Source organism: Micromonospora sp. NPDC049060, from assembly GCF_040649055.1.
Taxonomy (GTDB): domain Bacteria; phylum Actinomycetota; class Actinomycetes; order Mycobacteriales; family Micromonosporaceae; genus Micromonospora; species Micromonospora reichwaldensis.
The window spans coordinates 1-13,613 of record NZ_JBEZEV010000002.1 but is presented as its reverse complement, the minus strand read 5'-3'; the positions used below and the strand labels follow the sequence as shown (position 1 = coordinate 13,613).

The following is a 13,613-nucleotide window of genomic DNA, read 5'->3' as shown; positions in this document are numbered from 1 at the left end:
TCCTTGAACTGACGGAACTGTGGGGAACAACACTCCGGCAAGCCTACGCCGGAGCCCGGCGCGGACGCTGACTGCGACCCGACGGTACGCCGACTTCTCGCTGTCATCGACTACGGCCACCGGGGGCGTATCGTTCGCGCCGATGGCCGACAACATTGCCCGGGTCTTCGCCGACGCGATCGCGACCGACCCGACCCGACCGCTGCTGACCTGGTACGACGACGCCACGGGCGAACGGACCGAGCTCTCCGGAGCCACGCTGGCGAACTGGGTGGCCAAGACGGCCAACCTGCTCGTCGACGAGGTGGCCGTGGGCCCCGGCGACGTCGCCGGGGTGTCGCTGCCCCCGCACTGGCAGACCGCCGCGGTGCTGCTCGGCTGCTGGTCGGCGGGGCTGACCGTCGCCGACACGCCGGGCGACGTGGACGTGCTCTTCACCGCCGCGACCCGGGTGGCCGAGGCGGACGCCTGGTCGGCGGGCGAGCGGTACGTCCTCGCCCTCGACCCGTTCGCCCTGCCGATGCGCCAGGTGCCGCCCGGCTTCGCCGACTACGTGTCGGAGGTACGCGCCCACGGCGACCACTTCAGCCCGTACGCCCCCGGCGGCCCGGGCGAGGCGGCGCTGCTGGGCCGCGCGACCGCCCGCGCCACGGAACTGGGCATCGCGTCCGGCGACCGGGTCCTGATCGACACGGGGAGGTATCCCGATCCGGTCGACTGGCTGCTCGCCCCGTTGACGGCCACCGCCACCACGGTCCTCTGCGCCAACCTGGACCCGTCCACCCTCCCCACCCGCACCACCACGGAACGGGTGACCCGCCCCCTCCCCTGACGGCCACGCGCGGCCGGTCAGGGGCGGGAGGAGTGGGTGGGAGGGGTGCGGGTCAGGGGCGGGGGGTGCGGGTCTGGGCGAGGGTGGCGAAGGCCGTGAGGGACTCCGGGTTGGCCAGGGCGCCCCTGGCCGCCGCCGAGTCCACCGGGGTGCCCGTGAGGATCTTCTTCACCGGCACCTCCAGCTTCTTGGCCGACAGGGTGCGCGGCACGGCCCGCACCTGGTGGATCTCGTCCGGGACGTGCCGGGGCGACAGCGCCGTACGCAGCTCGCGGCAGATCTTCTTCCGCATCGCGTCGTCCAGCTCCAGGCCCTCGGCGAGCACCACGAACAGCAGCAGCTCACCGGCGCCGCCCTCGTCGTCCTCCAGGTGCACGACCACCGAGTCGACGACCTCGTCGAGCCCCTCGACCACCGAGTAGAACTCGGCGGTGCCGAGCCGCACGCCGCCCCGGTTCAGGGTGGCGTCGGAGCGGCCCGTGATCACGCAGCCGCCCCGGTCGTTGATGGTGATCCAGTCGCCGTGCCGCCAGACGCCCGGGTAGAGGTCGAAGTACGCCTCGCGGTAGCGGGTGCCGTCCGCGTCGTTCCAGAAGCCGACCGGCATGCTCGGCATCGGCTCGGTGATCACCAGCTCGCCCAGCTCGCCGACGACTGGCGTGCCGTCGGCCGAACGGGCCTCCACCTTGGCGCCGAGCGCCCGGCAGGTGATCTCACCCGCGTGCACCGCCAGCAGCGGCACGCCGCCGACGAAGCCGGTGCAGACGTCCGTGCCGCCGGAGAGCGACTGGAGTTGGAGGTCGTCGCCGACCGTCTCGTACACCCAGGTGAAGCCCTCGGCGGGCAGCGGCGCGCCGGTCGAGCCGACCCCGCGCAGCGCGGAGAGGTCGGCGGTCTCCTTCGGCACCAGCCCGGCCTTGCGGCAGGCCAGCAGGAACGGCGCGGACGTGCCGAAGTACGTGGTGCCGGTCTCCCCGGCCAGCCGCCACAGGGCGCCCAGGTCGGGGTGGCCCGGGTTGCCGTCGAAGAGCACGATCGCCGCACCCACCGCCGGCCCGGAGACCAGGAAGTTCCACATCATCCAGCCGGTGGTGGTGAACCAGAAGAACCGGTCCGCCGGGCCCAGGTCGTGGTGCAGGGCGAGCATCTTCAGGTGCTCCAGCAGGATGCCGCCGTGGCCGTGCACGATCGGCTTCGGCAGCCCCGTGGTGCCGGAGGAGTAGAGCACGTAGAGCGGGTGGTCGAAGGGGACCGGCGTGAAGGTCAGCGGCTCGTCGGTGTCGGCGGCCAGCTCCGACCAGGCCAGCGCGCCCTCGAACGCGCCCGCCGGCCGGTCCGGAGCGTCGCCGGACGGCGCGGTGGCCGGGTCCCCGGCCGGGTCGAGGTAGGCGATGCCGACGGTGTGCTTCACCGACGGCAGGGCGGCCCGGATCGCGGCCACCTCGCCGCGCCGGTCGACCGGCTTGTCGCCGTAGCGGTAGCCGTCCACCGCGACGAGGACCTTCGGCTCGATCTGCTGCCACCGGTCGGTGACGCTGCGGGTGCCGAACTCCGGCGCGCAGGAGGAGAAGATCGCGCCCAGGCTGCTCGTGGCGAGCAGCAGCACGTACGTCTCGGGGATGTTGGGCGCGTAGGCGGCGACCCGGTCGCCGGCGGTGACGCCGAGCCGGCGCAGCCCGGCGGCCACCCGGCGGACCTGCTCGCGCAGCTCGGCGGCGGTGAGGGTGACCGGCGCCCGCGTCTGGCCGTGCGCGATGACCACCGGGTCGTCGTCGGCCAGGCCCGGCATCCGCAGCACGTTCTCGGCGTAGTTGAGGGTGGCGCCGGGGAACCACCTGGTCCCGGGCATCCCCCGGCCGCTCAGCGTGGCGGTCGGCGGGGTGTGCGCGACCACCTCGAAGTGGTCCCAGACCGACCGCCAGAACGCGTCCAGGTCCGTGACCGACCAGCGCCACAACTCGTCGTAGTCGGCGAAGTCCAGCCCCCGGTGCTCACGCAGCCAGCGCAGGTAGCTTCCGATCCGGGACCGCTCGCGTACGTCCGCCGGCGGCGTCCACAGCACGTCACCCACAGCTCCACCCTTCCCTGGCCCCGCACGACACTGTGAAGTGGGCCGTGGCGCCATCTTGCCCTACCTCAGAGCGCCATTCTCCGCACCCGACCTCCGTCGGCGCACGTGCCGAGCCCACATGCCCTACCGCCGTGCTGTGTGTGCCGCGTCAGGAAGGGCACCTTCCTGACGTTTTTCGTAGCGGAAGGTGCCCTTCCTGACACCCGGTCAGCCGGCGCGGTGGGCCTGGATGGCGCGACGGCGGGCCAGCCGGTGGGCGCGGCGGATCTCCGCCTCCCGGAACCGGCGCTCGTCCTCCGGGCCCTCCGGCAGCACCGGCCGGACCGCCCGTGGCGCGCCGCCGAGGTCGACGCCCACGAAGACGAGGTACGCCGTGGCCACCCGCACCGGCTCGTCCTCGGCCGAGTCCCACCGCTCGGCCACCACCCGGACGCCGACCTCCATCGAGGTCTGCCCCGTCCAGTTCACCTGGGCGTGCGCGTGCAGCAGGTCACCGACCCGGACCGCCTCGGTGAAGACGATCTCGTCGATCGCCGCGGTGACCGCCGTACCGCCGCTGTGCCGGGCCGCGGCGGCCCCCGCCACGTCGTCGATGAACTTCATGAGCACCCCGCCGTGCACGGTGCCGTAGAGGTTGACGTCGACCGCGGTCATGATCCGGCTCAGGGTGACCCGGGAGTAGGAGGTCGGCTTGCCGGCCGGCGCGGTGGAGGGGTGCTCGGTCATGTCGGAAACGGTACGGTGCGCGGATGCGACATCTCTGGAGCTTCCTCGCGGGGTTGGTGGTGGCGCCCGTCACGTGGGTGCTGGTCACCCTCGGGCAGGACGGGTCGGCGGGCACCGTCGACCGTTGGGTCGAGATCGGCACGTCGAACTCGGCCAATCTCATCGAGCCCGCCGTCTACCTCGCCGTCGGCGGGGTCCTGCTCGGCCTGCTCGGCACGCTGCGCACGTCACCGCTCGGCCCGCTCGTGGCCGGGCTGCTGCTCGCCACCCCGTACGTGGCGATGTTCGTCGCGCCCTTCGAGGTGCGGGACCGCATCCCGGACGGCTGGAAGGTCTTCGGCGACCCCCTGCCGCTGCACCTGCCGGTGGAGAACGGCACGCTCTTCCTGATCGGCCTGCTGCTGGTCGTGGCCACCTTCAGCGGGCAGCGCTGGCGGCGCTGGCCCCGACCGGCGGTCGAGCCGACGCCGGCGCCCGCCGAGGGGCCGGAGCGCAACGACTTCACGCTGACGGACTGGCCGCCGGCCGAGCCGACCGACCGGGACACCGCCCCGCCGAGCCTCGGCTACCCGGACCCGACGCCGACGGAGCCGCTGCCGCGCCGCACCGCTGGCGAATCGCCGTGGTCGGCGCCGCCGCGTGGCACCAACCGACCGGAGGAGACCACCACCGACCTGCGTTGACCGCACGGACCTCGGGCCCCCGCCCTGGCGGGGCGGGGGCCCGAGGCCTACCCCCGTCAGCAGTGGTTGAAGTTCCCGTTGTAGTACTTCGGCCAGATCATCGCGGCCCGGGTGTTCGGCCCGTAGACGCCGTCCGCGCTGAGCCCGTGGATGCGCTGCGCGTTCCGTACGGCTGCGGCGGTCTGCGCGCCGTAGATGCCGTCCTTGCCGATGCTCTGGCCGTAGCAGCGGATCAACGCGTCCTGGAGTTTGTAGACGCCGTCGGTGGAGTGGCCCTGGGCCAGGATGCAGCCCGGCTGGTTGCCGTTGCGGGTGGTGCTCGGGATGGCGACGTTGAACGGGGTGCCGGGCCCGGTGACGTAGTCCGTCCAGCTCTGGCAGACGGCGGCGGTGGCCACCAGGTCACCGTCGGCCGCTCCGGGCTGCGGGGCGACCCGCTCGGGCGCGGTCCGCTCGGGGGCGACCGGCTCGGGGGCGGGTGCGGCGTGCGCGGCCGTCGGGGCGAGCAGGGCGGCGAGGCCGGTGGTCGCCCCGGCCAGGGCGAGCAGGGTCCGACGGCGGGACTGGGTGTGCATGGTGGGCTCCGATCTGTTGACGGATGGTGCCGGGCTATGCGTGGTGCGGTGTTGCCGGTGACACGGTCACGAGCCCGGGGCGCCGGGCTCGTCGCGGTAGACGGCGCAGAGGTACTGGTCCCAGTGACGGCCCGCGTGGTAGTCGTGGTCGCGCAGCATGCCCTCCACCCGGAAGAACCGGTCCTGGCCGCTGCTCACCTGAGGCCAGTTGAAGCCGGGAACCTCGAAATAGATCTTGTGCAGCGGGAACGTGTGGAACAGGTAGCGCACGAAACGCTCGACTGACCGGGCGGCCAGCCCCGCCCCGGTGTGCCCCGGGTGGAAGACGGCACCGACGTAGAGGTGACGCATGGCCGGGTCGGCGGCGTAGGCGACGACCTGGCCGATCGGCTGGCCGTCCTCGGCGCGGCGCGCGACGAACTGCACGAGCACCTGCCGCCACAGGTCCTCGACGAACCGGTCGAGCGACGGCGGCGCGCCCCGGTAACGCCACCGGAAGCAGGTCTCCGGCGTCGTCGCCAGCGAGTAGAGGAAGCCGATGTCGTCGGGTACGACAGCGGTCAGCCGGACGAGCCGGTCCGCGAGCACCGGCACCAGCGGGTCGGCCGCCGGTCGCGGGCGCGGCGGTCCCGGTGCCGTCGCGCCGACAGCGGCGGCCGCCCGCGCGTCAACGACCTGGATCGACAGGCCGGGAAAGCCGGTGGCCCGCTCGACCAGGGTGAGCACGTCCCCCACGCTGGCCGGCGGGTGGCCGGCGTCGAGCGCCACGCCGTGTTCGTCGAGCCAGGCCAGCAGGCTCATCATCGCCAGGCTGTCGAGGTGCAGCTGGTCGGCCAGTCGGGCGCCGTCGGCGAGTTCCGCGACGTCGCGGTCGAGCAGGTCAGCGAGCTGTTCGCGGTACGCCTCCCGGCGGTTGGTAACGAGGGTGTCGACCGTCATCTGCTGCGTCCCTTCTCCCGGAGTGCACCGCAGACGCTGGCCCCGGCCGGTCAGCGCCGCCTCACACCACTGTCAGAGCCGCCTCTGATCCGCCGCTGACCGGCCTCGGGCAGCGTGCGGGGCATGAGGACTGTGGTCGACTCGATCGTGGACCGCCCCGGCGACGGCACCCTGACCGTGCTCGCCGCGAACGGGGAGACGACGCGGCGGACCTGGGCGGAGGTGCACCTGTCGGCTCGCCGGATCGCCGGGGTGCTGCGCCGGGACGGGCTGGGCGCGGGCTGCCGGGTGGGACTGCTGGCGGACACCGGGGTCGAGCTGGTCGCGGCGCTCCAGGCGGTGTGGCTGATCGGCGGCGCGGTGACCGTGCTGCCCCTGCCACCGAGGGGCGGGCCCGGCCGGCACGAGCTGACCCGGGCCGTGGCGGCGGACGCCGGGTTCCATCTCGTGGTGGCCGCCGACGAGCTGCCTCCCGGAGCCGTCCCACCCGGTACGCCGCTGGTCTCGCTGGCGACCCTGATCCGCCGGGCGGCCGACGCGGCACCGGCGGCCGTGACCCGTCCGGACCCCGCCGATCTGGCCGTCGTGCAGTACACGAGCGGCTCCACCCGGCAGCCGCGCGGCGTGCCCGTCAGCCACGCGCACCTGGCGGCCAACCTGACGGCCATCCGGCACGCCACCGGCCACGAGCGGGACCACCCGGGGCCGCTGCTGAGCTGGTTGCCGCTCTACCACGACATGGGTCTGGTCGGCGCGCTGACGATGACGATGACGTGTGGCTGCGCCGCGGTGCTGATCTCACCGGCGGCGTTCGTCCGCCAGCCGGCGGTGTGGCTGGCCGCCGTACGGACCTACCGGCCGACCTGGTCCGGCGGACCGAACTTCGCGTACGGACTACTGACCCGGCTGCTGCGCCGGTCGCCGGAGACGGATCTCGGTTCGCTGCGGCACCTGGTGTCGGGGGGCGAACCGGTCGACGCGTCGACCGTGGCCGCGTTCCTGGACGAGGCCGCGCTGCACGGTCTCGATCCGCGCGTGTTCACGCCCGCTTACGGGCTGGCCGAGTCCACCCTCGCCGTGACCTGCCCGCCCCGGGGGCGAGGGCTGCGGGTGGACCGGGTGGATCCGGACGTGCTGGCGGAGCAGGGAGTCGCCGTGCCCGCGCCCGGGGGCGGCCGGCAGCGGGCGCTGGTCCGCCTCGGCCGCCCGGTTCCGGGGGCGTCGGTGCGGATCGTGGACCGGCGTACGGGCGCCGAGCTCGGCGAGCGCCGGGTGGGCCACGTCGAGGTCGCCGGGCCGTCGGTGGTCGGGCGGTACTGGGGTGAGCCGGCGGCGGCTCCCGGCGACTGGCTGCGCACCGGTGACCTGGGCTATCTCGTCGACGGCGAGCTGGTGGTCTGTGGGCGGGAGAAGGACCTGGTCATCGTGGCCGGACGCAACGTCCATCCCGCCGACGTGGAGGCCGCGGCGGCGGTGGTGCCGGGTGTCCGGGCCGGCGGGGTGGCCGCGTTCGGCGTACCGTCCCCGGGCGGCGAGCGCCTGGTCGTGGCGGTGGAGACCACGGACGCCCGGCCGGAGGTGCTGTGCCACGCGGTGCGGGCCGCCGTCGTCGACCGGGTCGGCGTCACCCCGGCGGACGTGTGCGCCGTGCCGCCGCGTCGGCTGCCGAAGACCACCTCGGGCAAGCTGCGGCGGGCCGAGGCGCGCCGGCTGTACCAGCGCGACGAGTTGGGGGCGGTGGTGTAAGGAAGGGCCTACCGCACGGCGGCTGTGCGGGTGGCGGGTTCCAGTTCCGGGTCGCCGCGCAGGATGGCCTGTTCGAGCCGGCGCAGCCGGACACCGGGGTCGAGCCCCATCTCGCGCGCCAGCGCCGACCGGGTCCGCCGGTACGTGGCCAGCGCGTCCGCCGTGAGCCCGCATCGGTGCTGGGCGATCATCAGTTGCGCCACGAAGCGCTGCCGGTACGGGTGTCGTGCCACCAGTTCCAGCAGGCCACCCAGCACCTGGATGTGGTTGCCGGCGTCCAGCTCCGCGTCCATGCGTTCCTCCTGGGCGGTCAGCCGTTCCTCGGTCAGCCCGCGCACCAGCCCGTCGACCGTCTCCGGCGGCCCCGTTCCGGCCAGCGCCGGGCCCCGCCACAGCGACAGCGCCCGGCGCAGGAGCCGGGCCCGGGCCTCGCCGCCGGGGGTGGTGTGCGCCTGCCGCACCAGGGCCCGGAACAGGTGGGCGTCGACGAGGTGCGGGTGCGCGGCGAGCAGGTAGCCGTCCGCGCGGCTCAGCACCTCGACCGATCCGCCGGTCGGGGCCGCGCGCAGCGTCGCGCGCAGGCGGGAGACGCTCACCTGCACCGCGTGCCGGGCGGTTCGCGGCGGCCCGGCGGGCCAGGTGAGGTCGATCAGCCGGTCCGTCGGGACCAGCCGGTTCGTCTCCAGGGCGAGCACCGCGAGCAGGAAACGCTGTTGGCGGGGCCCGAGTTCGAGCCGGACGCCGCCGCAGCACGCCTCCACCGGGCCGAGCAGCCGGATCTCCACGTCCGCCTCCGCTCACCGAAGGGTGACTTCATGTCAGACCGACGATAAGCGAGGCGACAGTTCGCGTCAATCTGACATTTTCTTGCTAGGCTGCGGCCATGGCACCCGCCGGCCCGGACATCGCGCCCCGCGTCGACCGTCGGCACGCGACCCTCCAGATCACCGTCGACCTGGTGATCATGACCGTTCGCCACGGCGCCCTGCACGTCCTGCTGGTGGAGCGGGGAAACGAGCCGCACCGGGGGCGGCTGGCGCTACCCGGCGGCTTCCTGCGCGACCGGGAGAGCCTGCGCGACGCCGCCAGACGGGAGCTGCTGGAGGAGACCGGCCTGGACGCGGACCGCCTGCACCTCGAACAGCTCGGCACCTACAGCGAGCCGGACCGGGACCCGCGCGGCCGGGTGGTCACCGTCGCCTACCTGGCCATCGCGCCCAGCCTGCCGGCACCGGTCGCCGGCACCGACGCCCGGCACGCCCGGTGGGAACCGGTCGACGTGGTCACGGTCACGCCGGCACAGCTCGCCTTCGACCACGACGAGATCCTCCGGGCGGGGCTCGAACGGGTCCGCGGCAAGCTGGAGTACACGACCCTGGCCACTGCCCTGTGCGGGGAGACCTTCACAATCGGCGAGCTGCGCCGGGTCTACGAGACGGTGTGGGGGATGCCCCTCGACCCGCGCAACTTCAACCGGAAGGTCACCGGCACCGAGGGCTTCGTCGTGCCGACCGGCCAGAAGCGGCAGCCAGCGACGGGTCGACCGGCGGCGGTGTACCGGCGTGGCCCCGCGACGGCCCTCTACCCGCCGATGCTCCGGGCGAGGATCACCACAGACAGCGACTAGCTTGTATCTTCAGGGTCATGCCGTCGCGCCCCGACTCCCCCGGCGGGCACGGCGTGGACGTGGTGTTCCTCACGGCCCTCGGCCTCGAACACGACGCGCTCCTCGCCCACCTGGTTGACGCCCGGCCGCGCGTCGACTCCGACGGCACCCACTACACCCTCGGCGACCTGCCCGGACGGGGCCCCGCGCCGCGTACGACAGTCGCGCTGGCGCTGGTCGGCGAGGGAAACCTCGCGGCGGCCGCGCTCGCCGGCCGGGCGATCCGCGGGTTCCGGCCCCGGGCGCTCCTGCTCGTCGGCGTCGCCGGTGGGCTCACCTCCGACGCGGTGCTCGGCGACGTGGTCGTCGCCACCCGGATCCATGCCTACCAGGGCGGCCGGCAGGAGGCCAGGCGGTTCCGGCCCCGGCCACGGGGCTGGCCGGTCTCGCACGGCCTGGAACAGCTCGCCCGCGCCGTGGCCCGGGACGGCGGGTGGTGCGGCGACGCGCCCGCACCCCGGGTGCACTTCAAGCCGATCGTCTCCGGCGACGTGGTGCTCGACTCGCGGGAGGCCCCGGTCGCCCGGCTGATCGCCCGGCACTACAGCGACGCGACCGCCATCGACATGGAGAGCGCCGGCGTGGCCGAGGCCGCCCACCGCTCGGACTTCCACCAGGTCATCACGATCCGCGGCGTCAGCGACGCCGCCGACGGCGGCAAGCGCCGCGCCGACACGGCGGGCTGGCAGCACCGGGCCGCCGCGAACGCCGCCGGCTTCGCGGTGGCACTGGCGCGGGCCGTCGGCGGTACGCCCCGGGTCGCCGACGGCCAGGGAGACACGCGGACCACTGCCCCGGCGTCCACCGAGCGGGCCCCGTCCACCGAGCAGGCGCTGTCCACGGCGCGCGCCCCCGGCACCTCGCGGCCGGAGCGCGCCCGCCGGCTCCCGCAGTTCCTCTCCGCCGCGGCCGTGGCTGCGGTGGCGATCCTGCTCTACCTGGGCGTCAGCACCGTCGTGCGGCGCGGCGACGGACCCGACGAACCGGTCGACACGAGCACCGGCACCTGGGCGCCGGCCCGCAGCGGGAGCGGCGTCCGGCTGGCGGACTGGCGCACCCTGGACCTGGAGACCGGGGACACCGCCGACTACGACATCGACGGCGTGGGCAACCTACCGGGCATGGACCTCGCCCTCTCCCACGACGCCAGCCGCCTGATCGCGCTGGGGCCGGCCCGGGTGGCGGTGCTCGACACGCCCGGCGAGGCCGCCGTCGACCGCTGCCTCGCCTCCGAGGAGTACGTCGACGGCCTCTACACCAACCTGCGCGAGCTGCTCAGCCAGGGCCGCGACGTGTGCGTACGCACCCAGGAGGAGAACCTGGCAATGCTCACCGTGCAGCGATCCCCGTCCGCCGCCTCGGCCCGGGTCGAGTTCCGCTACACGCTGTGGAAGCTCCGCTAGGTGTACTGACCCGCTAGGCCAGGCCCTTCAGGAGCTGACGGGCCATCACGATGCGCTGCACCTGGTTGGTGCCCTCGTAGATCTGCGTGATCTTGGCGTCCCGCATCATCCGCTCGACCGGGTAGTCCCGCGTGTAGCCGTAGCCGCCGAGCAGCTGCACGGCGTCGGTGGTGATCTCCATGGCCGCGTCCGAGGCGAAGCACTTGGCCGCCGCGCCGAAGTAGGTCAGGTCGGCGTCGCCCCGCTCGGACTTGCCGGCCGCGGCGTACGTCAACTGCCGGGCCGCCTCCAGCTTCATACCCATGTCGGCGAGCATGAACTGCACGCCCTGGAACTCGGCGACCGCCTTGCCGAACTGCTTGCGCTCCTGGACGTACCCCTTGGCGTAGTCGAGCGCGCCCTGGGCGATGCCGATGGCCTGCGCGGCGATGGTGACCCGGGTGTGGTCCAGGGTCTTCATCGCGGTGCCGAAGCCGGTGCCCTCGGCGCCGATCATGCGGTCCGCGGGGATCCGGACGTTGTCCAGGTAGACCTCGCGGGTCGGCGAGCCCTTGACGCCGAGCTTCTTCTCCGGTGCGCCGAAGCTGACCCCGGCGTCGGACTTCTCGACCACGAAGGCGGAGATGCCCCGGGAGCGGGCCGACGGATCGGTGACCGCGAAGACGGTGTAGAACTCCGACACCCCGGCGTTGGTGATCCAGCGCTTCACGCCGTTGAGCACCCAGTGATCGCCGTCACGCACCGCGCGGGTGGTCATCGACGCCGCGTCGCTGCCGGCCTCCGGCTCGGAGAGGCAGTACGAGAACATCGCCTCGCCCGCCGCCACCGGGGTCAGGTAGCGCTGCTTGAGCTCCTCGGAACCGGCCAGCAGCAGCGGCATGGTGCCGAGCTTGTTGACCGCCGGGATCAGCGAGGACGAGGCGCAGGCCCGCGCCACCTCCTCGATCACGATGGCCGTGGCCAGGGCGTCCGCGCCCGCGCCGCCGTACTCGACGGGGACGTGCGGTGCGTGGAAGTCGGCGGCCCGCAGCGCGTCGTATGACGCCTTCGGGAACTCGCCGGTCTCGTCCGCCTCGGCGGCGTGCGGCGCCACCTTGGCCGCACAGACCTCACGGACCGCCTCCCGGATCGCCTCGTGTTCCTCGGGCAACCGGTAGACGTCGAACGACTGCTCTGCGGCCATGTCGGCCCCTCCCCTTCACCGCTATCATGCGCAGTCTGTAGCGTCTCCTGACCGCCGACGGCGCAGACTGAAGGATAGCGGCCCGGTTCGGGGTCATGTTACCGCCGCGTAGCCTTGGACGTGGCGGAGCGCCGACGCCGCCCAGCGACGAAGGAACAGGCAGACGTTAGAGTCCCTCCGGTGCCCGCCCAGGCGCCGCAGCAGAACGCGACGCGACGACGCGACGCCAGCGCGAGCGGAGAAGACAGGCGTGACGATCCCGTACCCCAACACCCAGCCGATGCCCGCCATCGCCGCGGTGACGCCCCCCTCCGGCGCGCAGCGACCGCGGGTGACCTTCCTGGGCACCGGCTATCTCGGCGCGACCTACGCCATCTGCTACGCGGAACTCGGCTACGAGGTCCTCGGCTTCGACGTCGACGCCGACAAGATCGCCATGCTCAACGCGGGCGAGGTGCCGATCCACGAGCCCGGGCTCGACGAGCTGCTCAAGCGCAACCTGGCGGCCGGGCGGCTGCGGTTCAGCACGGACATCTCCGAGGTCGCCGACTTCGGTGACGTGCACTTCATCTGCGTCGGCACGCCGCAGCGCGCCGACGGGATGGGCGCCGACCTGTCGTACGTCGAGGCGTCGGTCACCAGCCTGGCCCAGCACCTGACCCGCAAGGCGCTGATCGTCGGCAAGTCGACAGTGCCGGTCGGCACCGCCGAGTGGGTGGAGCAGCTGGTCAGCAAGCACAGCCCCGCCGACCTGGGCGTCGAGGTGGCGTGGAGCCCCGAGTTCCTCCAGGAGGGCTTCGCCGTCGACGACGTGCTGCGGCCCAACCGGATCGTCGTCGGCGTCAAGAGCGAGTGGGCCAACGGCATGCTCTACGCCGCCCACAAGGGCGTCTTCGACCTGGCCGCCACCGAGGACCGCGAGGTGCCGCTGGTGGTCACCGACTTCGCCACCGCCGAGCTGGTCAAGGTCGCCGCGAACGCCTTCCTCGCCACCAAGATCTCCTTCATCAACGCGATGGCCGAGGTCTGCGAGGCCTCCGGCGGCGACGTCACCCACCTCGCCCGGGCCATCGGCTTCGACCCGCGCATCGGCAACCGGTTCCTCCAGGCCGGGCTCGGCTTCGGCGGCGCCTGCCTGCCCAAGGACATCCGCGCGTTCCAGGCCCGCGCCCAGGAGCTGGGCGCCGGGGAGGCGCTGCGCTTTTTGCACGAGGTCGACCTGATCAACCTGCGCCGCCGGACCCGGGTGGTCCAGCTCGCCGCCGAGCTGCTCGGCCGCCGCTCCGGGCCCGCCGGTCCGGACCTCTCCGGCACGCGCGTGGCCGTGCTCGGCGCGACCTTCAAGCCCAACACCGACGACGTACGCGACGCGCCGGCGCTCTCCGTCGCCTCGCTGCTGCGCAAGGCGGGCGCCGACGTGCACGTCTACGACCCGCAGGGCATGGAGCGGGCGCGCGCCGTGGCACCCGAGCTGGTCTACGAGCCCGGCATCAACGAGGCCGTGACCGGGGCGGACCTGGTCTGCGTACTCACCGAGTGGGCCGACTTCCGCAACGCCGACCCGGTGGCCCTCGGCGAGCTGGCCGCCGGACGCAAGGTGGTCGACGGCCGCAACTGCCTGGATTCGGCACTGTGGACGCAGGCCGGCTGGGAGTACCGCGGCATGGGCCGCCCCTGACGATCGACGACCGACGGCCCGGGGGGGGGCCCGGCACGCCCCCCGGCCGTGGCCCGACGCGGGGTCGGGGGATTTCCCCGGCCCCCCCGCCAAAAGAGAAAAAAACCCCCC

At 73.6% G+C, this 13,613-nt stretch carries 12 protein-coding genes; 6 read left to right on the top strand and 6 right to left on the bottom strand.

The genetic code is table 11. The annotated features are described in order from the left end of the window. Positions 1-142: 142 nt before the first annotated feature. Positions 143-832 (top strand): TIGR03089 family protein, encoded by a 690-nt coding sequence (locus tag AB0B83_RS01105; protein WP_357576421.1) that lies wholly within the window; start codon positions 143-145, stop codon positions 830-832. Between the two features lie 52 nt (positions 833-884). On the opposite strand, the gene AB0B83_RS01100 is transcribed toward AB0B83_RS01105, so the two are convergent. Both AB0B83_RS01100 and AB0B83_RS01095 read right to left on the bottom strand, forming a co-directional pair. Continuing rightward, on the bottom strand, positions 885-2,903 hold the full coding sequence (locus tag AB0B83_RS01100) for an acetoacetate--CoA ligase (RefSeq protein ID WP_357576420.1): 2,019 nt from the start codon (positions 2,901-2,903) through the stop codon (positions 885-887). Positions 2,904-3,110: 207 nt separating this feature from the next. Next, positions 3,111-3,629: an acyl-CoA thioesterase gene (locus AB0B83_RS01095; protein ID WP_132233514.1), complete on the bottom strand. Its 519-nt coding sequence runs from the start codon at positions 3,627-3,629 to the stop codon at positions 3,111-3,113. Between the two features lie 23 nt (positions 3,630-3,652). Between AB0B83_RS01095 and AB0B83_RS01090 the strand changes: the two genes are divergently transcribed. Further along, entirely contained in the window at positions 3,653-4,312 is a 660-nt protein-coding gene (locus tag AB0B83_RS01090) for a hypothetical protein (RefSeq protein ID WP_357576419.1), read from the top strand. A gap of 56 nt (positions 4,313-4,368) precedes the next feature. Here the strand turns inward: AB0B83_RS01090 and AB0B83_RS01085 are convergent, their stop codons facing one another. Both AB0B83_RS01085 and AB0B83_RS01080 read right to left on the bottom strand, forming a co-directional pair. Beyond that, a complete protein-coding gene (locus AB0B83_RS01085; RefSeq protein WP_357576418.1) occupies positions 4,369-4,887 on the bottom strand; it encodes a peptidoglycan-binding domain-containing protein in 519 nt (172 codons plus the stop codon). Between the two features lie 66 nt (positions 4,888-4,953). Next, the gene (locus AB0B83_RS01080; protein ID WP_357576417.1) at positions 4,954-5,826 is read right to left on the bottom strand and encodes a GNAT family N-acetyltransferase; all 873 of its coding nucleotides are present in this window, start codon (positions 5,824-5,826) and stop codon (positions 4,954-4,956) included. Positions 5,827-5,949: 123 nt separating this feature from the next. On the opposite strand from AB0B83_RS01080, the gene AB0B83_RS01075 reads away from it, so the two are divergent. After that, on the top strand, positions 5,950-7,572 hold the full coding sequence (locus tag AB0B83_RS01075; protein WP_357576416.1) for an AMP-binding protein: 1,623 nt from the start codon (positions 5,950-5,952) through the stop codon (positions 7,570-7,572). A gap of 8 nt (positions 7,573-7,580) precedes the next feature. On the opposite strand, the gene AB0B83_RS01070 is transcribed toward AB0B83_RS01075, so the two are convergent. Next, positions 7,581-8,357, bottom strand: coding sequence for an AfsR/SARP family transcriptional regulator (locus tag AB0B83_RS01070; RefSeq protein ID WP_357576415.1), 777 nt, complete (start codon positions 8,355-8,357; stop codon positions 7,581-7,583). 98 nt (positions 8,358-8,455) lie between these two features. Here AB0B83_RS01070 and AB0B83_RS01065 point away from each other — a divergent pair, with 98 nt between their 5' ends. After that, positions 8,456-9,199 carry an NUDIX domain-containing protein gene (locus tag AB0B83_RS01065; protein ID WP_357576414.1) on the top strand — a complete coding sequence of 248 codons (744 nt, stop codon included), beginning with the start codon at positions 8,456-8,458 and terminating at the stop codon, positions 9,197-9,199. 17 nt (positions 9,200-9,216) lie between these two features. Next, entirely contained in the window at positions 9,217-10,641 is a 1,425-nt protein-coding gene (locus tag AB0B83_RS01060; protein WP_357576413.1) for a 5'-methylthioadenosine/S-adenosylhomocysteine nucleosidase, read from the top strand. A 13-nt stretch (positions 10,642-10,654) separates the two neighbouring features. On the opposite strand, the gene AB0B83_RS01055 is transcribed toward AB0B83_RS01060, so the two are convergent. Further along, on the bottom strand, positions 10,655-11,824 hold the full coding sequence (locus AB0B83_RS01055; protein WP_357576412.1) for an acyl-CoA dehydrogenase family protein: 1,170 nt from the start codon (positions 11,822-11,824) through the stop codon (positions 10,655-10,657). A 250-nt stretch (positions 11,825-12,074) separates the two neighbouring features. Here AB0B83_RS01055 and AB0B83_RS01050 point away from each other — a divergent pair, with 250 nt between their 5' ends. Next, positions 12,075-13,502, top strand: coding sequence for a UDP-glucose/GDP-mannose dehydrogenase family protein (locus AB0B83_RS01050; RefSeq protein WP_151457237.1), 1,428 nt, complete (start codon positions 12,075-12,077; stop codon positions 13,500-13,502). Positions 13,503-13,613 lie beyond the last annotated feature (111 nt).

Bases quoted from the DNA above. Each gene is read 5' to 3' on its own strand.
- AB0B83_RS01105 (WP_357576421.1), top strand. From the start codon at position 143: ATGGCCGACAACATTGCCCGGGTCTTCGCCGACGCGATCGCGACCGAC.
- AB0B83_RS01095 (WP_132233514.1), bottom strand. From the start codon at position 3,629: ATGACCGAGCACCCCTCCACCGCGCCGGCCGGCAAGCCGACCTCCTAC.
- AB0B83_RS01090 (WP_357576419.1), top strand. From the start codon at position 3,653: ATGCGACATCTCTGGAGCTTCCTCGCGGGGTTGGTGGTGGCGCCCGTC.
- AB0B83_RS01085 (WP_357576418.1), bottom strand. From the start codon at position 4,887: ATGCACACCCAGTCCCGCCGTCGGACCCTGCTCGCCCTGGCCGGGGCG.
- AB0B83_RS01080 (WP_357576417.1), bottom strand. From the start codon at position 5,826: ATGACGGTCGACACCCTCGTTACCAACCGCCGGGAGGCGTACCGCGAA.
- AB0B83_RS01075 (WP_357576416.1), top strand. From the start codon at position 5,950: ATGAGGACTGTGGTCGACTCGATCGTGGACCGCCCCGGCGACGGCACC.
- AB0B83_RS01065 (WP_357576414.1), top strand. From the start codon at position 8,456: ATGGCACCCGCCGGCCCGGACATCGCGCCCCGCGTCGACCGTCGGCAC.
- AB0B83_RS01060 (WP_357576413.1), top strand. From the start codon at position 9,217: ATGCCGTCGCGCCCCGACTCCCCCGGCGGGCACGGCGTGGACGTGGTG.
- AB0B83_RS01055 (WP_357576412.1), bottom strand. From the start codon at position 11,824: ATGGCCGCAGAGCAGTCGTTCGACGTCTACCGGTTGCCCGAGGAACAC.